Source organism: Dellaglioa sp. CoH-57-MRSF-22, assembly GCF_056781895.1.
Map to the genome: position 1 here is coordinate 165,851 of NZ_JBXAXT010000001.1, position 18,296 is coordinate 184,146.

An 18,296-nucleotide genomic window follows, 5' to 3' on the forward strand; every position below is an offset into this window, starting at 1 on the left:
ACAAATTTAACTAAGGTCAAATTCAGCTCATTATTTTTAATTTAAATAGTACCGTTTGCAAATTGGCTATTATATAAATCAGCATAAAACCCGTTTTTAGCAATCAAAGCATCATGATTTCCAGTTTCAATAATTGAGCCATTATCCATTACAATAATATTATCCGCATCACGAATCGTTGATAGACGATGCGCCACAACGAAACTTGTTCGGCTATCTAATAAGGTATCCATCGCTTTTTGAATCAAAACTTCAGTTCGTGTATCAACTGAACTCGTTGCTTCATCTAAAATTAAAATTTCTGGGTCAGCCAAAAATGCACGAGCAATCGTTAACAATTGACGTTGTCCTTGTGAAATATTTGAAGCGTCTTCATTCAGAACAGTTTGATAACCATCTGGTAATTGACGAACAAATGTATCAACATGAGCGGCTTTTGCTGCAGCATAAACCTCTTCATCCGTTGCATTTTCACGACCATATTGAATATTTTCCATAATAGTACCTGTAAATAACCAAGTATCTTGAAGCACCATCGAGATTGACTTACGTAAATCTTCTCGTTTCAAATTCTTAGTATCGACACCATTTAGTCGGATTGATCCCGCTGAGACATCATAAAAGCGTTCAATTAAGTTAATAATCGTTGTCTTTCCAGCACCTGTAGGTCCAACAATTGCTACCTTTTGTCCTTCGTTAACATCCAAATTATAATCTGTCATCAAAAGCTTCTTATCTGAGTAACCAAATTGAACATGATCAAAGGAAATTTTATTACCATTATCAGCAATTGGTAAGTCATCGTTACTTTCATCTTTCAATTCTTCTTCATCTAAGATTTCAAAAATTCGTTCTGCAGAAGCTACAGTTGCTTGAATCGTATTAGATAAGTTGGCAATTTGAGTGATTGGTTGTGAGAATTGGTTCACATATTGTAAAAAGGCTTGGACGTTACCTAAAGTAATTGTTCCTTGTGAAACCTTAATTCCACCAACAATTGCCACAAAGACATAGCCAATATTTTTAATAAAGTTCATTGCTGGCATAATTAATCCAGAAATAAATTGTGCTTTCCATGAACTTTTATAATAATCATTATTCTGTTTTTCAAAAATATCAATATTTTTTTCTTCTTTATTAAAAGTCTTAACAACCGTATGACCCGCATACGTTTCTTCCACTTGATTGTTCAAAAGTCCTAAACTCTTTTGTTGTCCAGCAAAGAACTTTTGCGAACGAGGCGCAATTAATGAGACAACAACCAAACTCAAAGGAACAATAATCAAAGCAATTAACGTTAATTGCCAACTAATTGAAAACATCATATAGAGAACACTGACAAAGGTCACAACACTTGTTACTAACTGTGTAAAACTTTGTTGTAACGTTCCAGAAATGTTATCCACATCATTTACAGCACGAGACATAATATCACCATTTGGATGTGTATCGTAGTAAGAAACAGGCACGCGTTCCATTTTAGCCTTAATATCTTTACGAAGTGCGTACACCGTTTTTTGAGAAATATTAGTCATGATTAATTGCTGCACAAAACTGAAAAGTGCAGACGCAATATACATAATACCAACTGTAAGTAAGATATTCTTAATTGCATCAAAATTAATTGGCAACGAGGTTACTTTCTGCCCCTGTTTCATTTGAGTGAATCCTTTAGTTACCCCAGAGAAAATCTCGGTTGTTGCGCGTCCTAAAATTTTAGGAGAAACCGCCTGGAAAATTACAGATATAATGGCTAGCACTAATACTATCCCTATTGAAATTAACCATGGTGACATGTATTTCGCTAAACGCCCAATTGTTTTCCAAAAGTTCTTAGGCTTTTCAACTGGTCGTCCAATATTGCCATGTCCACCTCGACCGCCCCGCATAGGTTGCGTTGCTTGTTTTGACTTATTATCTGCCATTACTCTGCATCCCCCTCTCTGATTTGTGACTGCATAATTTCTTGATAGGTTTCATTCGTGGCTTTCAATTCTTCATGAGTCCCTTTACCAACGATTTTTCCACCATCGATAACTAAGATTAAATCGGCACTTGTCACACTAGAAATCCGTTGTGCCACAATTACGACAACACTATCTTTGATGCTTTCATCCGTTTTAAGTGAGCCACGTAATTTAGCATCTGTTTTAAAATCAAGCGCTGAGAATGAATCATCAAACAAGTAAACAGAAGCTTTTTTAACTAATGCTCTTGCAATTGCAAGTCGTTGCTTTTGGCCACCAGAGAAGTTATCTCCACCTTGTTCAACTATGCCGTCTAAGCCATCCGCTGATTCTTCAACAAACGATTTAGCTTGTGCTATTTCTAGCGCATGCCACAACTCATCATCTGTTGCCGTTTCATTTCCAAACTGTAGATTACTTCGGATTGTTCCTCTAAAAAGAACTGTCTTTTGTTGAACAAGAGAAATTTGGTCGTGTAAGCTTACTTGGGTTAACTCATAAATTGATTTACCATCAATTTTAATATCGCCCGACTCAACATCAAACAATCGTGGAATTAAATTAATTAACGTTGACTTACCAGATCCAGTACCACCAATAATCGCAATCGTTTGACCCGCCTTTGCTTCAAAGTTAATATCTGTTAGGGCTTCTTTTTCAGCACCCGTATACCGGAAATTAACTTTATCAAATGACAATTGACTTGCTCCTACTTTACTACGATCAACTGTAATTGCATCAGGTTGGTCTTTTATCGAATTCTTCGTATCTAAAACTTCGTTGATACGTGCTGCAGCAGCTTGCGCACGAGGTAACATGACAAATACCATCGATAACATCATAAAACTTGATAAAATTTGCATTGCATACGTCATAAACGCAACTAGATTACCCACTTGCATCGACATATCTCCAATTAAATGACCACCATACCAGATAATTGCGATATTGGTTGCACTAAGAACTAAAGTCATCATGGGGAACATTAGCGCCGTAATTGAAAATACTTTACGGGCATTATCTGTATATTCTTTATTCACACGATCAAAACGATTTTGTTCATATTTATCTTGGTTAAATGCGCGAATAACACGAACACCTGTTAAACCTTCACGAAAGACAAGATTAATATGATCAATTCTTTTTTGTAACGTTTTGAACAGCGGCACTGCAAAATACATAACTGAAGCAATTAATATAATTAAAATTGGAACAGCTACTAAAAAAATCACGGTTAATTCTTTTTGTTTGTTATAAGCTAAAATACTAGCACCAATCAACATAATAGGCGCTTGGATCATCATTCTTAACATCATAACGGTAACGTTTTGAATTTGTAGAACATCAGTTGATGTTCTTGTAATTAAACTTGAATTTCCAATTTGATCAAATTCATGACTTGAAAAATTAAGTACTTTTTTGTAAATATGACTTCTTAATCTAAGTCCTAATTTTTGCGCTAAGCGTGAAGCGATAAAGACATTACCAACTGCCGCAACAATACCAATAGCTGCTACGCCTAACATGACATAACCCACCTGCCAGATATACGCAACATCGCCTTGTGAGACACCTTTATTAATCATGTCTGATGTTAATGTTGGTAAATATAAATCGCAGATAACTTGGACAATCATAAATATAAATGCACCAAACATTGCCCAAACGCTAACGCGATTTTTCATTACTTTTATCATTTATTTTTATTCCTTCCTTTTTGAAACACCAATAGCTACCCAGTTAGCCATTGTTTCATATTCTTTTTGTAACTCTTCAACAGGTATTTCAATACCTTCTCTTTGTTTTGAAAAATAATCATTAATAGTTTTCATAAATGGACTCATTAAAGAAAACATAAGTAAACTAATTTCTTCATCTGAGGAAATGGTTAGTAAAGACCGATCAATTTCACTCATAATATCAAAATCTGCTTTTAAATTTTGATGAAATGGTCCACCAAAATGTGGCTGTTTCCCACTATGATGCGGGTGGTGAGGATGATGTGGCTGCATCCGACTACTCATTTTAAAGTCCATTCGGACAAAGGCGTTTTTAAAAAATGCAGCATCTTCTCCGGACACTGTATTCGCAATCGTTTCTGAAAAAAAGGTCTTCATAGTCGTCACGACATCACCTTGATTTCGTTTTAATAATTCACCAAATCTTTTAGTTTGATTCTGTCGAATAGTATCAAAATAATAAAAGTATAAATCTTCTTTATTTTCGAAATATTGGTAAAAACTCCCTCGCGGAATATCTGCAATTTTTATGATATTACTAATTGATGCTTCAAACAGGGGTACTCTTGAGAACTCTTCTTTAGCAGCATCCAATATCCGTTGTTGCTTATCTTCATCTAAATTAAAATACGTTTTTTTAGGCATATTTTCTCCTTTATACAAAAAATGACAAGCTGTCATGTGACAACTTGTCATGTTACTAGTCTTTATTTAAAAATGCAACTTTATTTACTTATTCTTTTCTTAAAGATTCAACTGGATCAAGTTTTGATGCTCTGTTTGCTGGTAAGAAACTAGCAACCATACTAATCAAGACACTGATTAAAATACCAGAGAATACATAACTAGCTGTAACTTTAACAATCGTAACATCGAATGTTGCAACTGAGAATGCATTTAACCCAAAGGCTAAAATATACGTTACGCCAACACCAATTAAGCCAGATGCTAATCCAATTAGGAACGCTTCGGAAACAAATATACGGCGAATATCCTTACGACGTGCTCCTAAAGCTTTCATAACACCGATTTCTTTTGTTCTTTCAACAACAGATATATTTAGAACCACTAATATCATAATTGCAGAAACGAGCAATGATATCGCAGCTACGGCCGTTAAAACGTCTGTCAAAATATCTAACATTTGAGTAAACATTTCTGACATTTTTTCTTGAATTGAACCTGTGTAACCCAATGATTTAACTTTAGCTTTTATACCTGCCGTATTAGCCTTATCGTTTGTATGAAGATAAACAACATTTGGTTTAATTGTTTCATTATTATCTTCAACTAATTGTTGTAAGTCAGCGTAATTCAAGTAAACTAAACTGCTTGAACTGCTACTTCCAGATGCTTCATAAATTCCGGCAACTTTGAACGTTTTCTTAATCGTTTTTTCGTTATAAACAATCGCAATTTTAACTTGTTTACCAACAATGTTCTTGCCTAATGAATCTGCAGTTGTTTTATCTAATAAAATGCCATCCTTACCTGGTTTAGTACCCTTGGTAATGTTTGATTTTGTAATACCTGAGTTCATTGTACCCAACTGCATCAAACTAGCTTTTTTATCCTTATATGAAACTGTATTTGTACCTAGTGAAATTGCTGTATAACCCTTTTGTAGCTCATTCACATGTTTAATATTTGTTAACTTATTAATATCTTTTTTAGAAAATGATCCTGTCTGACCAGTAATTGCAGCCATTTGACTTTGTTGTTCTTTAGCTTGCGCTGCTTGGGCTTGAGAACCAGCAGCTGGTGTTGCTGTTTTAGAACTACTACTTGAAGAACTTGTTTTTGCCTTCATATGAACTTCAGTCACATTGGGATTCACGTAGCTAGTCATCGTATCCTTTATATAACTTGTTACCCCTTTTCCAAGCGATAACATTAAAACAACAGACATAATCCCAATACTTGAGCCAATAGCAACAAGTAAATTACGAGAAAATTTAGCTTTCATATTAAGTGCAGCTAATCGAATTGCAGACCATAGACTTAAATTCTTAGGCGTTTCGCCTTTAAATTCATCTTCATTAGTATGCAACTCTAATTGTTCTTGTTCGGAATCAGAAATAATTGCACCATTATCAATTCGTACAACACGACTTGAATATGCCGCAACGCGATCTGAATGAGTAACCATTAAAACTAATTTACCACGCTTTGCGATATCTTTGATAATTTCTAAGACAGCATCAGTTGTCTCTGAATCCAAAGCACCTGTTGGTTCATCAGCAATAATGACATCAGGATCATTCATTAAGGCACGTGCAATAGCAACACGTTGTTTTTGCCCACCAGATATTTGATCTGGCTTCTTTGTCATATGATCTTGTAACCCAACGTCTGTTAATAATTTTTTAGCACGTTTGACACGTACTGATTTATCAACATTTGAAAGCGTCATTGCCATAGCAACGTTATCAATCAAACTTAAATGAGGAATTAAATTAAAATTTTGAAAAATGAATCCAATACTCTTCTTATGAAAGTTAACAAGTTCTTTTTCAGAAAAATCACCAATATTTTCACCATTATACGTAATTTCGCCATCAAAATTTGAATCCAATCCACCTATTAAGTTCATTAATGTTGATTTACCACTTCCGGATTCACCAACTATTGAAACTAATTCTCCTTTGTCAAAAGAAGCATTAATGTCTTTTAAAGCCTTGAATGTCGTACCACCAGCCATATTATACGTTTTTGAAACGTTTTTTATTTCTAGAATCAATTTGTCTCCCCCTATTTCCGTTTTTATGACAGACTGTCATAATGAGCTGGTTTTTATTATAGATAATCACACTCACAAAAGCAAAGTATTTCGCTCCACCTTTACCCATTCTTTACAATTTCAGGTGTAAATCATTACACGATTCATACAGAACCATAACATTTAACTGATATTATGAAGTTGTTCTTAAATACGAATACAAAATAAAAGGGGAAGTTAATTATGAGAAAGAAAACAGCAATTATTTCGATAGCAGCAATGGGTCTTTTATTGTTGGCAGGATGTGGTAAATCATCATCTTCTTCAGATGATTCATCAAAAATTACAGGTAAAATTACTATTGTTGGATCAACTGCTTTACAACCTTTAGTTGAACAAGCAGCTGAAACCTATCAAGCAGATAATTCAGGTTTAACAATTGGCGTGCAAGGTGGTGGCTCAGGTACTGGTTTAAGCCAAGTTTCTACAGGTGCTGTTACCGTTGGTAATTCTGACATTTTTGCAGAACAAAAAGACGGCGTAGATGCTAAAAAGATTGTTGATCACAAAGTTGCCGTTGTTGGTATTGCACCTGTTGTCAACAAAGATACAAAAGTAACTAACCTCTCAAAAGCACAACTTGCTAACATTTTCTTAGGTAAGACAACAAACTGGAAAGAACTTGGCGGAGCAGACCAAGCGATTGTTGTCATTAATCGTGCTTCTGGTTCGGGTACACGTACCGTATTTGATAGTAGTATCCTTCCAAATAAAACAGCTAAACAAACACAAGAACAAGATTCAAACGGTACAGTTCAAAAAATGGTATCTTCAACACCAGGTGCCATCAGCTACTTAGCATTCTCGTACTTAAAAGATAACATCCAAGCATTATCTATTGATAACGTTAAACCAACATCAAAAAATGTTGAAACAAACAATTGGAAAATTTGGTCATACGAACATATGTATACTAAAGGTTCTCCTAACTACGCAACAGCTAAATTTATTGGTTATATTCAATCAGACAAAATTCAAAACGGCTTAATCAAGAAATTAGGTTATATCTCAATTTCAGATATGAAAGTTGAAAAAGACGCTAAGGGTACTATTGAAGAAATTAATAAATAGCTGTAAAAAATAGAACATTCAATACAAAAAGCTCATAATTATTAGATCTAAATCTAATAATTATGAGCTTTTTTATATTTAAATAGTGTTAAAGGTTATGAAATTTGTTTTATATTGGTATATTGCGCCAATCATATTAGCATCTCCATAAAAATAACATGTTTTTAAATTATACTTAAGGCCATCCGCACGTTTGGCAATGATTAATTGATTAATATATTTATTTAGTGTTTTAATCAAACCAGGTCTTTCAGATATAGCGCCTCCAATTAAAACAAGGTCAGGATCATACGATACAAGTAGATTAAACACTCCTACGGCTAAATGTTTATAAAAATCATCTACAATTTGGCATGCCTTATCATCACCAGAGTCAGATAAATCAAATAATTGTTTTCCGTTAATTTCACGATTATTTTCTGAAGAATACTGTTTGGCAAGATTTACTGGACTAACCAACTCACTGAAAGTACGATCATCATTTACATCTAAAATCATGTACCCAAATTCGCCACCAAATAGATTACTTCCGGCCTTTAATTTTTTATTCATTATTACAGAACCACCAACTCCAGATCCAATGATAATAGAAACAAAATCATCTACATCTTTAGCGTTTCCAATCCAATTCTCAGCTAATGCTGCACAATTAGCATCGTTTTGTATAGAAACTGGTACGCCTAAATATTGTTCCAACTCATCCCTAATCGGAAAATTGTGTATATAAGGGATGGCGCTAATCCCATGAATAATTCCATTTACCGTATCAACTGATCCTGGAGAACTAATGGCTATACCTTCAGCGTTCTGACAACTATTATATAAATTTTTAATTAAAGTTTTCATATCTTTCCACGTCTCAGGGGTCTCCCTCTTACCACGTGAAATGAACTGATTTTCTTTCCATTCTCCATACTTTACGGTTGTCCCACCAATATCAATTGCTAATATAGTTCCCATTGTTCTCCTTTTCAGTCATTCGACTAATATTTTTAGTATCTGATAATTATAATTTTTAATAAACGTATTAAATTAAAGAAGTTCTCATAGCACGTCTATAATGCGTCATTTTATACGGCGTTTTTTTTAATTGATTTATACATAGTTATAATTTCTTTAGCTAAATCAATATAACAGATACTCGTCATTAGCCAATCTTGCGAATGTATCAAATACAAATTAAGTTTCGTTTTTTCACCATTGGCCTCTTTTGTTAACAAAGTAGTTTGGATATTGTGCACCTTAGTTAACGCCTCTTGTGCTTGGTTCATAAAATCATCAGATTTAGAAAAATCAGACTGCTCAGCCATGCGGATTGCTTGAGCGGCAAATCCCTTCGCATTCCCCGATTCCATAATAATTCCCATTATTACAGTCATATCTTTATCATTCATATTTTTCATCCCCATTTCACTAAATTTATTTTATTCCGCAATTAAATTTACTGCTGTTTGTAATACTTTTTCACCGTTCATCATCCCATAATCTAGCATATCAATGACGTCCATAGGAATTCCAGCAGCATCAGTTTTACTTTTAATTTCTTCCTTCATATAACTGACCTGTGGCCCTAATAACAATACATCCGGATGAACACTTTCAATTTGATGGTCTACATCTGATGTTGATGTTGCAAATATTTCATAATCTTTTTTCTGCTTAGAAGCTGCCGCCTGCATTTTTGATACTAGTAGAGATGTAGACATACCAGCTGAACAAGCTAACATAATAATTTTTTTCTCCATGATTTTTTATTCCTTTCACTCTGCTTTATTATTTAATTCTTGCTCTTGTTCTTGATTACATAAATATTGATCATATTTTTTAGCGAATGGATAGTATCCGACAGCTGATATTACTAACGTTACCGCTTGCCATAAGGCCATCTTCCAACCTCCAATTAAAAATCCTGAAATAACTGCTGGCGTTGTCCAAGGTGCCGCAACACCATTTAAAGGTGGTACAATTCCGAAATAAATTACCCCATAAGTAGAGATTGCTACAATAACTGGTACCATGAAAAATGGTATAGCTAAAAATGGATTCATAACTAAAGGTAATCCGAAAAGAAAAGGCTCATTAATATTAAAAATAGCTGGAATAAGCTCAATTTTACCGATTGTTTTAAGCTGAACAGATTTAGCTGCAACTAGTGTGAAAATAACTAGTCCGATGGTTATTCCAGATCCCGTCAAGTTAATAAAATTATTATAAAATTCATTAGTAACAATATGTGCCCCGTTACCTAACGATAATTTACCAGCTTGATATAAAGCAGCGTTTCCAGAAGTATTAGGAATTAAGAAGGCTCCTGCAATTCCACCGACAATCAGTCCTCCGTGAACACCAAAGAACCAAAAGAATGATACTAAGAAGGCAATCAATATAGCCCCAATTAATGAATCTGATAGTCCTTGCATAGGTGCTGCTAACATCTTATAAATGAGATTTAACATATCTGTATTTAACACTGTCTTAATTAAAGCAAAGATTAACATAGTAACAGTTAATATAACACCAGATGGAATCATGGCAGTAAATTGATTAGCAACACTAGTTGGCACTTGTTCTGGGAGTGTTATTTTCCAACCAGCTTTAATCATTTTTGTATATGCCCAACCTACCAAAATACCTACAATAATTGCAGCCACCATTCCTTGACCGCTCAACCAACTAATGTTAATTACACCATTAACTGGCGACTGCATGAATGATTGAAGCGAATGAGGTAATTTGTCTATATTTTCTGTTATTGCAGAACCACTTAGGACCTCTTTACCAGCACTGTTAACAATACCTGCTCCATTTTTACCCATTACTCCGGCTAAAGGTGCGGCCACTTGGAGCATCTGTAACATCAAGAAAGATGATAATGCTGTCAATGCAGCGGGTAATGCCTCATATCCCTCATTACGAACATATACGTACGCGATACCAACTACCGCCCAGATAGATAAAATACCAAATGTTGTTGTATATGCTTGTGTGAAAAATGCTGACCAACCTGAATCTTTAAGCGCATCTGCAACACTTGGCACCGGGAAATTGGACAAAATTAAAAATATGGATCCTATAATAATAAAAGGTAATGCGTATACCATTCCATCTTGCAGAGCCCTTATAGGTTTTGTATTCACAAATTTCATAATTATAGGTAATAACTTATTCGTAATGAACGTGTTTGCTTTATTTTCAGTTTTATTTTCCATTATATTTTTTCTCCATTCTCTTCTAAGATATCCTTAAACCAATAATATGATTTTTTTGGAACTCTCTTCATATCTTTCAAATCATGATTTGTTCTATCAACAAAAACTGCACCATATCTTTTCTCCATGTCACCATGTGAACTAGGAATATCAATTAATCCCCAACCCAGATAGCCCACAACTTGAGCACCATCAATAAACATTGCATCCTTCATAGCCTTAATATGACTTTTATGATATTCAATTCGAGCATCATCTTGGATTATATTTGTGCTGTCCCTGTGCTCCTTGATGCCAATTCCATTTTCAATTGGAAATACAGGTAATCTATAACGATTATGCAAATCTGTAATTACATTTCGGAATCCTAAGGGATCAATATTCCATGACCACTCACTACTAGATAAATAAGTATTTTCTTCTACACTATAATTCATATATCTATTTGGTGCCTCGTCACTTGGAATTTTATCAGCATCCATGACCATTGTGCGATAGTAACTAAAGGAAATGAAATCAGATTTAATTTTATTTAAATATTGCTTATCTCTATCTTTAAAATCCATTTGAATATTATTCACTTCTATATATTTAAGTACTTCAGGAGAATATGATTGTCCGACAAATAACGAATTTAGATTTTCATAAATAAATTCATTTTGTTTTCTTACTGCAAAAGAATCTTTTGGATTAGTCGTTGCTGGATAAACTGGTGTATATGCCAACATACCTCCAATCTTAAGTTCTTTATATTGTTCATGAATATATTGTGCAATTTGTGCGTGAGCTATCATCGTATGATGGAATATGGTATACATATCGTCAATTGTTTTTTCCGTCTTGGTATATCCAGAAATATGAAATGTTTCATCAGTGAAGTATAGATTATGTTCATTAAATGTAATCCAATATTTAACTCTGTCTGAAAAATGATCAATAACGACTTTCCCAAACCTAACAAAAGCATCAACAGTTTTACGAGATAGAAATCCACTTTGCTTTTGGGCCAACGCTAACGGCATGTCAAAGTGATAGAGACAAACCATTGGCTCAATACCACGCTTAATCATCCCATCAATTAATCGGTCATAATACTCAAAACCTTTCTCGTTGATAGTTCCATCACCATCAGGTACTATTCGAGTCCACGATATCTGAATGCGATACATATTCATATTCATATCTGCAATTAAATCCAAATCTTCTTCATATCTGTTAAACTCATCAATCGCATCGTGCCAATCGGATACACCTTTATCTGAGTCACGGATATCATAAACTGATAGCCCTTTACCATCTGCCTGCCATGCTCCTTCTGTCTGCATACTTGATACAGAATTACCCCAATAAAAACCTTTAGGCATCTTATTTTCATTTATCATATATCAATCAACCCTTCTTCTAATAAATTATTTTTTAACTAAGAAATCGCTTTCATTTACTATTATATATCTTTTGTATAATAAAACAATACTTTTGTTATACAAAAGATATATGTTTTATTAAACTCTGGCTATCACTTATATAGAAAAGAGGGTAGTTGAGTGTTATAATTCGGTATTAACCGATTAATTAGTCATACTAAATATCGGTACAATATTCTCTAATTCTAAAATAGTTACATCATACCTATTTTTTTTGAGATCTAATTTTTAATAAGCAGAGTAATATACTTTTTAAAATCGCACCTAAAGTTTAAATAATACTAAATTTGACATTAAAATCTATGGGGGAACAGGGATTTATGAAAAAATATGAGTTAGTTAAAAATATAATTCGGGAACGAATACTTTCTAATATATATCCAAAAGGTAGCATTTTACCTGATCAAAAAGTATTATCTGCTAGCTTCGATGTCAGTTCAATAACCTTAAAGAAGGCGTTAGATGACTTAGCACGAGAAGGATTTATATTAAAAAAATCTGGTTTTGGAACAGTTGTTATAGGTCCCTCGACTCTTATCAATAGCGTTGATGCACCGGCAGATAATTTTGATGGATTAAGTAAACAAGAAGGACGGGACAGAATAACAAGTCACGTCATTAAGTTTGAAGTTGTATTCCCTCAAAAAGAGGTTCAAACTCATTTAAATATTAGTGCAGAAGAGCCAACATACCATATTATTAGACTCCGACTTTTAGATGGAAATCCTTTCATCTTGGAAGATACGTACATGCCTGTTAAATTAGTTCCAGGTTTATCAAAATCCGTACTGGAAACTTCCATATATAGTTATATTAAAAATACGTTAGGGTTAAATATGTCAGGTATGTCTAGAAAAATACAAGCCAGACAAGCCACTGAATTAGATATCAATTATTTAAACGTTGTTGAACAAACGCCAATATTAGAAGTAGAACAAATTGTTTGGCTTGTGAATGGTCACGCCATCGAGTACTCAAAATCAAGAAATGAATTTAATAAACGCTCTTATTTTGTTTTTGAATCAAATTAAACTGGCACACTTATGAACTAACTTACATTAAAAATAATTATCTGTACTTAATATATGTGGGTACGCAAAAAGGCATAATTCCAAAGTTATATTGGAATTACGCCTTTTTGCGTACAAAGTATTTAAATATTATTTTTATAAATTAGCATCCATGTTAAATATTATTTTTATAAATTAGCATCCATGTTAAATGTTAATTTAGATAATGTTAATCCTTCAGTAATGAATTGACCAATCATGTTCATCGTTCTTTCACGCATATCAGCAACAATTGCGTAATTTTGTTGTGTGAGGTAGTTTGTTAATTCATCCCCACTCATATCTGTAGATGCTGCATCAATATCAGCAACCATCGTCTTCAACTGTTGACGACATGCCTTTAAGTAATCAACATTTTCTTGAATAAAATGAGAATAATGTGATTCTGTTAACATCGAAACCGTACGATACATCCAATAAGCACTATTCATATCTAGTGTTAACGGTGTTTCGCTGTAACTTGGGTCTGTGTCTGTTGCATTCGTGTAGAATGGCACAAATGGTGCAAATGCTGGAACACCTAAACAGATCCACATTAATGCAGAATGTGCATCATCAACATTATTTCTCAATTGAAGAACGTGTGCATTTTGTGTTCTATTCATTGAAATAGGACGGAATCGTAAACGATCTTCATCAGCACCATGACCAAATGGATCATATTGTGTTTCATTGTAATGTGAACCTAAAATAGCAGTCACATCTTCAACACTGATTTTTTTATTTGCGTAACAAATGAATGGTAATTCACTTGAAGTTGGTTCTTGCTTAATTTCTGGATTCAAACAACGTTGACCATACCAGACACGAGGTGTGTTGTAATGACGATCTTTTTCTGTGTCTGTTCCAAAAATATGACGGAAGTTCCAGCCTGTTTTATCAGGGTTTAAATGATGCTCTTCTACATATTCACGGATACCGTCTGACCACATAAAGTTATCTGTATTATCAAAATCAATTTCTTGAATAGCAACTTGATTAGCTGCAACAGCATAAGCATCATCTGGAATACGTTGTGCAATCCAGTGATGTCCGGTAACAATTTCCATGTACCAAACATCATTTTTATCACTAAATAAGACACCATTTCCTTCAGGTGAACCGTATTTTGTAATTAAAGCCCCTAAATATTCAACACCATGTTTTGCTGATTTAATATAAGGTGCAACCATTGTTTGTAATGAATCTTCTGCTAAACCATTTTTAATTAAAGGATCGTATGCTAAAACACGTTCATTCGCATAGACACTTTCTGTTGCGCTCATTGCAACATTTTTTTCATTAATACTACTTTCATCAAAGACACCTTTGCTGGATACCTCAACATTAGGTGTTGCTGTCCAGCGATACCCATTTTCTGGTAATGGTGCAGTAAACCCATTTTTATTCGAAGTTAACGTTTCATGACGTCCGGTTACTGCAGGGTACATCAAGAATCGTTGTGGTGTAATAGGCAAAAACGTATCATCATTTCTAGCAATCATCGTTGAGCCATCAATTGTGGCCTTCTTACCAACTAAAATTGTTGTACATGCTTGTTCCATCATAAATAATTCACTCCTTCTCATTATTAAATACCCTTATAGTGTACAACTTTTATCTTCATATAAACATGCTATTTTTATATACTTTAAGAAACAGTTAAATCTAGTTTACAACTCTAGATGTAAATGCTAATATAAAGATATTACGTTAAGGGGGGTTATCATTTGAGCCAAAAAGTTCCATCATCTTTTTTAAATTGGCTAGATAGCTTAAAGAAAATTACATTACCTGATTGGCAAGATTTCCCGGAATTAGACCTTTATATGGATCAATCCGTGAAACTTGTTAATCAATACTTAGAGCCATTACACTTAATGCCTGTAACACCTACAATGGTCAATAATTACGTAAAAAAAGAAGTTATGTTTAAACCCATCAAAAAAAGATATCGCAAGGAACATTTAGCAGCAATCATTGTTATTACTGTTTTAAAATCTGCTTTTCCGTTAGATGTTATCAAGAATGGTATCGACCAAATTTTAGTCGATAACTCATCTGAAGATGCTTACATGAACTTCGCTTTAATTTTTAACGAACAACTTAAATCTTTAACCTTTGATACCAACTTAAAGCCCGTCACGACTGAAACAACAATCATTGAATTAGAACAACGAACGGCTGCAAGTGCCGTGATTAATCATATTATCAGTGAAAAATTAGTTATATTAATGAAGGAGGCCAATTAAATGATGAGTAAAGAAAAAATAGCAGTATTAGTAGATTCAGGTTCGGATATTCCTAAAGAATTTATGGAACAGGAACATATTTATATGGTCCCTATTTTAATTACATTCAGTGATGCAACTTACTTAGATCGTATCTCTATCTCACCTGCGGAAGTTTATGAACGTATGGAGACTGAGATTCCAACAACCGCAACGCCTTCAGGTGGCTCAATTAACGACGTTTTTGACCAAATTAAAGCCGATGGCTATACACATGTTATTGCAACAACGATCTCAAGCGGTTTGTCTGGTACTTATAATTCAATTAAAACATTCGCCAAATTATCATCATTAACTGTTGAAGTCATCGATACAAAAAATGTTGGTATTGGTGGTGGATTAGCTGGTATTTTAGCATCAAACTTAATTAAAGAAGGCAATTATTTTGACGAAATTGTCACAAAGGTTCAACTAGCGGTTGATAGAAGTAGTGTCTTTTTCTATTTACCAACCCTACACTATCTTCAAGTTGGTGGCCGTATTGGACGTGTCTCTGGTCTTATGGGGAATCTCTTAAACATCAAACCAATTATTTCATGTGATGAAAATGGTATTTATTATCCTATTGCAAAAGCTCGAGGCGAAAAAGCTGCACTAAAAAAATTATTATCACTCGTTGATGATAAGATTGGCGATTCTCTTCATTTCGATATAGCCGTTGCATATGGTAATAATGAGCCTTTAGCAGCAAGTATCTTCGAAACCTTAAAAACTAAGTATCCAAATGCTGAACATTTTTACTTTGGCGATGCATCACCTGCTCTTGGTGTTCATGCTGGCCCTGGTGTTATCGGTATTGGTGTTGAAATTTTAGACTAAAAATAAAGAAGCAAACCGATAAATACGGTTTGCTTCTTTATTTTTAGTCTAATTAGTTGCATACTTATTTTCAATTTGTTTAAGCATTTTTTTGAAATTTCTCTTCTTAAAGAAACTCATAAGAATACTCATGAAGGCATCATTCATTTGTTGCATCTTGCCTTTAGAAGTCATGACTTCTTTATAACTTAACAAACAACGTTTATCATCAATTACCTTAATATCGTAACTTACATCAAATTTATTACGATTGTTATCCGTTTGAAAATGATAACTTTCGTTTTCAACTATTTTTGTTACTTTTAAAGCAGCTGATTGTGTTTTTGAAAACTTTTTCGTGAACGCAAAACCCTCTAATTGATTTTTTGTTAATTTCTGACCTGTCTGATCTTTAATATCATATAGTACGGACTCCATAATTTGATCAAATAGATAATCTGCAGGCATTTTTAATTTCATTTCCATTTCCATCAGTCATTCGCCTCCATTTTTAGTCATTAAATCCATTTTGTTCTGTCATTTTTTTAAACCAGTAACCGCTCTTCTTAATTGTGCGTTTTGCTTCATTATCTAAATCAACACTAATAAATCCGTAACGGTTCTTGTAAGCATTTAACCATGACCAATTATCCATACATGTCCACATATGGTAGCCATGAACGTTACTACCTTCTTCAAGTGCCTTATGAACCCATTTCAAATGATCTTGAACAAATTCAATTCGATAATCATCATTAATTTGCCCATCTGCATTAATAAATCTGGCTTCATCTTCAACACCCATCCCATTTTCAGAGATGAAACAATCAATATTACCATAATTATCCTTAATATTGATTAGTGCATCATAAATTCCTTTTTCATAAATTTCCCAGCCACGATAAGGATTAACTTTTTTTCCAGGCATATCGTATACTGTATAAAAATCTTCAGGCATCCAGCCATTTTCACCTTCTGGTTCGGCTTTAATTATTTTCGCCGCTGCTCGCCTTGGTTGATAATAATTAACGCCTAATAAATCGATAGTATTTTCTTTAATAACATCTAAATCACTTTGATGATAGATTGGCATTAAGTCATATTCATGCAACCACTCAACAATATCTTGAGGGAAAGTGCCTTTAATTGCGGGATCTAAAAATGAACGATTAAAGAATCCATCAACAAATTTGGCTGCTTTAACATCTGCTGGATTTGTCTCATCTTTTGGATACGTTGGCATTAAATTTAAAATAATCCCAATTGTGCCACCTAAATTGAGTGAATGATACTTTTCAACTGCTTTAGCACTTGCCAATGCTTCATGATAAGCCACCTGGACACCATGCTTTAAATTACGTTCATCAGGTAAATGCCATCCATATAAATACCCACCCTCAACTGGAACAATCGGTTCATTTTGAGTAAACCATTTTTTAACGCGATCGCCAAATAATTTAAAACAAGTTTCTGCATAGTCCGTATACAAGTCTACAACTTCACGATTTAACCAACCACCATTTTCTTGTAACACCATTGGCATATCAAAATGGTAAAGGTTCATAAAAGGTTCAATTCCAGCGGCAATTAAATCATCTATTAAATGGTTATAAAAGGTAACAGCTTCAGGATTAACCTCTCCAGTGAATGGATTTGGAATCAAACGTGACCACTGAATTGAAGTCCGATATGAATTATGACCTGTTTGTTTCATCAAAGAGATATCTTCTTGGTATTTTTGATAAACCCTTGATGTATTTTCGGGTCCAACCTGATTAAAGAACTTTTCAGGGCTTGCTTGATACCAAGCATCCCAAATATTATCAGCTTTTCCATCTCCTGAAACACGACCTTCAGATTGTGGTCCACTCGCAGCTGACCCCCACCAGAAATCTTTTGGAAATTCATATTTAACCATAGTAAACTCCTTTATTTAACACAAAATCTCTTTACAGAATAACGTAAAGAG

General features: G+C 33.9%; 16 protein-coding genes. 4 read left to right on the forward strand and 12 right to left on the reverse strand.

The annotated features are described in order from the left end of the window. Positions 1 to 41 precede the first annotated feature (41 nt). From AC1RPR_RS00765 to AC1RPR_RS00780, 4 genes are all read right to left on the reverse strand, one after another. Positions 42 to 1,925 (reverse strand): ABC transporter ATP-binding protein, encoded by a 1,884-nt coding sequence (locus tag AC1RPR_RS00765; RefSeq protein WP_481760971.1) that lies wholly within the window; start codon positions 1,923 to 1,925, stop codon positions 42 to 44. Further along, entirely contained in the window at positions 1,925 to 3,664 is a 1,740-nt protein-coding gene (locus AC1RPR_RS00770; protein ID WP_481760972.1) for an ABC transporter ATP-binding protein, read from the reverse strand. The genes AC1RPR_RS00765 and AC1RPR_RS00770 overlap by 1 nt, the downstream gene beginning before the upstream one ends. Positions 3,665 to 3,670: 6 nt before the next feature. Next, complete coding sequence (locus tag AC1RPR_RS00775; protein ID WP_481760973.1) at positions 3,671 to 4,351, reverse strand: TetR/AcrR family transcriptional regulator; 681 nt, start codon at positions 4,349 to 4,351, stop codon at positions 3,671 to 3,673. 88 nt (positions 4,352 to 4,439) lie between these two features. Beyond that, the gene (locus tag AC1RPR_RS00780) at positions 4,440 to 6,407 is read right to left on the reverse strand and encodes an ABC transporter ATP-binding protein/permease (protein WP_481761143.1); all 1,968 of its coding nucleotides are present in this window, start codon (positions 6,405 to 6,407) and stop codon (positions 4,440 to 4,442) included. Positions 6,408 to 6,668: 261 nt separating this feature from the next. On the opposite strand from AC1RPR_RS00780, the gene AC1RPR_RS00785 reads away from it, so the two are divergent. After that, a complete protein-coding gene (locus AC1RPR_RS00785) occupies positions 6,669 to 7,556 on the forward strand; it encodes a phosphate ABC transporter substrate-binding protein PstS family protein (RefSeq protein WP_481760974.1) in 888 nt (295 codons plus the stop codon). Positions 7,557 to 7,634: 78 nt separating this feature from the next. Here the strand turns inward: AC1RPR_RS00785 and AC1RPR_RS00790 are convergent, their stop codons facing one another. The 5 genes from AC1RPR_RS00790 to AC1RPR_RS00810 all read right to left on the reverse strand — a co-directional run bounded on the left by AC1RPR_RS00790 (position 7,635) and on the right by AC1RPR_RS00810 (position 12,147). Next, on the reverse strand, positions 7,635 to 8,516 hold the full coding sequence (locus tag AC1RPR_RS00790) for an ROK family protein (protein ID WP_481760975.1): 882 nt from the start codon (positions 8,514 to 8,516) through the stop codon (positions 7,635 to 7,637). A 110-nt stretch (positions 8,517 to 8,626) separates the two neighbouring features. Next, complete coding sequence (locus AC1RPR_RS00795) at positions 8,627 to 8,950, reverse strand: PTS lactose/cellobiose transporter subunit IIA (RefSeq protein ID WP_481760976.1); 324 nt, start codon at positions 8,948 to 8,950, stop codon at positions 8,627 to 8,629. A 30-nt stretch (positions 8,951 to 8,980) separates the two neighbouring features. After that, the gene (locus tag AC1RPR_RS00800; RefSeq protein WP_481760977.1) at positions 8,981 to 9,301 is read right to left on the reverse strand and encodes a PTS sugar transporter subunit IIB; all 321 of its coding nucleotides are present in this window, start codon (positions 9,299 to 9,301) and stop codon (positions 8,981 to 8,983) included. 15 nt (positions 9,302 to 9,316) lie between these two features. Beyond that, positions 9,317 to 10,765 (reverse strand): PTS sugar transporter subunit IIC, encoded by a 1,449-nt coding sequence (locus tag AC1RPR_RS00805; protein ID WP_481760978.1) that lies wholly within the window; start codon positions 10,763 to 10,765, stop codon positions 9,317 to 9,319. Beyond that, the gene (locus AC1RPR_RS00810) at positions 10,765 to 12,147 is read right to left on the reverse strand and encodes a glycoside hydrolase family 1 protein (protein ID WP_481760979.1); all 1,383 of its coding nucleotides are present in this window, start codon (positions 12,145 to 12,147) and stop codon (positions 10,765 to 10,767) included. The genes AC1RPR_RS00805 and AC1RPR_RS00810 overlap by 1 nt, the downstream gene beginning before the upstream one ends. A gap of 362 nt (positions 12,148 to 12,509) precedes the next feature. Here AC1RPR_RS00810 and AC1RPR_RS00815 point away from each other — a divergent pair, with 362 nt between their 5' ends. Then, positions 12,510 to 13,220, forward strand: coding sequence for a GntR family transcriptional regulator (locus AC1RPR_RS00815; protein WP_481760980.1), 711 nt, complete (start codon positions 12,510 to 12,512; stop codon positions 13,218 to 13,220). A gap of 167 nt (positions 13,221 to 13,387) precedes the next feature. Here the strand turns inward: AC1RPR_RS00815 and AC1RPR_RS00820 are convergent, their stop codons facing one another. Beyond that, entirely contained in the window at positions 13,388 to 14,806 is a 1,419-nt protein-coding gene (locus tag AC1RPR_RS00820) for a C69 family dipeptidase (RefSeq protein WP_481760981.1), read from the reverse strand. A 162-nt stretch (positions 14,807 to 14,968) separates the two neighbouring features. On the opposite strand from AC1RPR_RS00820, the gene AC1RPR_RS00825 reads away from it, so the two are divergent. Beyond that, complete coding sequence (locus AC1RPR_RS00825) at positions 14,969 to 15,490, forward strand: DUF1836 domain-containing protein (RefSeq protein ID WP_481760982.1); 522 nt, start codon at positions 14,969 to 14,971, stop codon at positions 15,488 to 15,490. Then, positions 15,491 to 16,348, forward strand: a complete 858-nt coding sequence (locus AC1RPR_RS00830; protein WP_481760983.1) for a DegV family protein — start codon at positions 15,491 to 15,493, stop codon at positions 16,346 to 16,348. 48 nt (positions 16,349 to 16,396) lie between these two features. Here AC1RPR_RS00830 and AC1RPR_RS00835 read toward each other — a convergent pair whose 3' ends face one another. Both AC1RPR_RS00835 and AC1RPR_RS00840 read right to left on the reverse strand, forming a co-directional pair. Further along, positions 16,397 to 16,819, reverse strand: a complete 423-nt coding sequence (locus AC1RPR_RS00835; protein WP_481760984.1) for a DUF3284 domain-containing protein — start codon at positions 16,817 to 16,819, stop codon at positions 16,397 to 16,399. Between the two features lie 19 nt (positions 16,820 to 16,838). Further along, positions 16,839 to 18,245, reverse strand: coding sequence for a glycoside hydrolase family 1 protein (locus AC1RPR_RS00840; protein ID WP_481760985.1), 1,407 nt, complete (start codon positions 18,243 to 18,245; stop codon positions 16,839 to 16,841). Positions 18,246 to 18,296: the final 51 nt, after the last annotated feature.

Coding starts and splice junctions, on each gene's coding strand:
- AC1RPR_RS00780 (WP_481761143.1), bottom strand. CDS start 6,407: ATGGCTGGTGGTACGACATTCAAGGCTTTAAAAGACATTAATGCTTCT.
- AC1RPR_RS00775 (WP_481760973.1), bottom strand. CDS start 4,351: ATGCCTAAAAAAACGTATTTTAATTTAGATGAAGATAAGCAACAACGG.
- AC1RPR_RS00840 (WP_481760985.1), bottom strand. CDS start 18,245: ATGGTTAAATATGAATTTCCAAAAGATTTCTGGTGGGGGTCAGCTGCG.
- AC1RPR_RS00785 (WP_481760974.1), top strand. CDS start 6,669: ATGAGAAAGAAAACAGCAATTATTTCGATAGCAGCAATGGGTCTTTTA.
- AC1RPR_RS00790 (WP_481760975.1), bottom strand. CDS start 8,516: ATGGGAACTATATTAGCAATTGATATTGGTGGGACAACCGTAAAGTAT.
- AC1RPR_RS00765 (WP_481760971.1), bottom strand. CDS start 1,925: ATGGCAGATAATAAGTCAAAACAAGCAACGCAACCTATGCGGGGCGGT.
- AC1RPR_RS00770 (WP_481760972.1), bottom strand. CDS start 3,664: ATGATAAAAGTAATGAAAAATCGCGTTAGCGTTTGGGCAATGTTTGGT.
- AC1RPR_RS00810 (WP_481760979.1), bottom strand. CDS start 12,147: ATGATAAATGAAAATAAGATGCCTAAAGGTTTTTATTGGGGTAATTCT.
- AC1RPR_RS00830 (WP_481760983.1), top strand. CDS start 15,491: ATGATGAGTAAAGAAAAAATAGCAGTATTAGTAGATTCAGGTTCGGAT.
- AC1RPR_RS00815 (WP_481760980.1), top strand. CDS start 12,510: ATGAAAAAATATGAGTTAGTTAAAAATATAATTCGGGAACGAATACTT.
- AC1RPR_RS00795 (WP_481760976.1), bottom strand. CDS start 8,950: ATGAATGATAAAGATATGACTGTAATAATGGGAATTATTATGGAATCG.
- AC1RPR_RS00820 (WP_481760981.1), bottom strand. CDS start 14,806: ATGATGGAACAAGCATGTACAACAATTTTAGTTGGTAAGAAGGCCACA.
- AC1RPR_RS00835 (WP_481760984.1), bottom strand. CDS start 16,819: ATGGAAATGGAAATGAAATTAAAAATGCCTGCAGATTATCTATTTGAT.
- AC1RPR_RS00805 (WP_481760978.1), bottom strand. CDS start 10,765: ATGGAAAATAAAACTGAAAATAAAGCAAACACGTTCATTACGAATAAG.
- AC1RPR_RS00800 (WP_481760977.1), bottom strand. CDS start 9,301: ATGGAGAAAAAAATTATTATGTTAGCTTGTTCAGCTGGTATGTCTACA.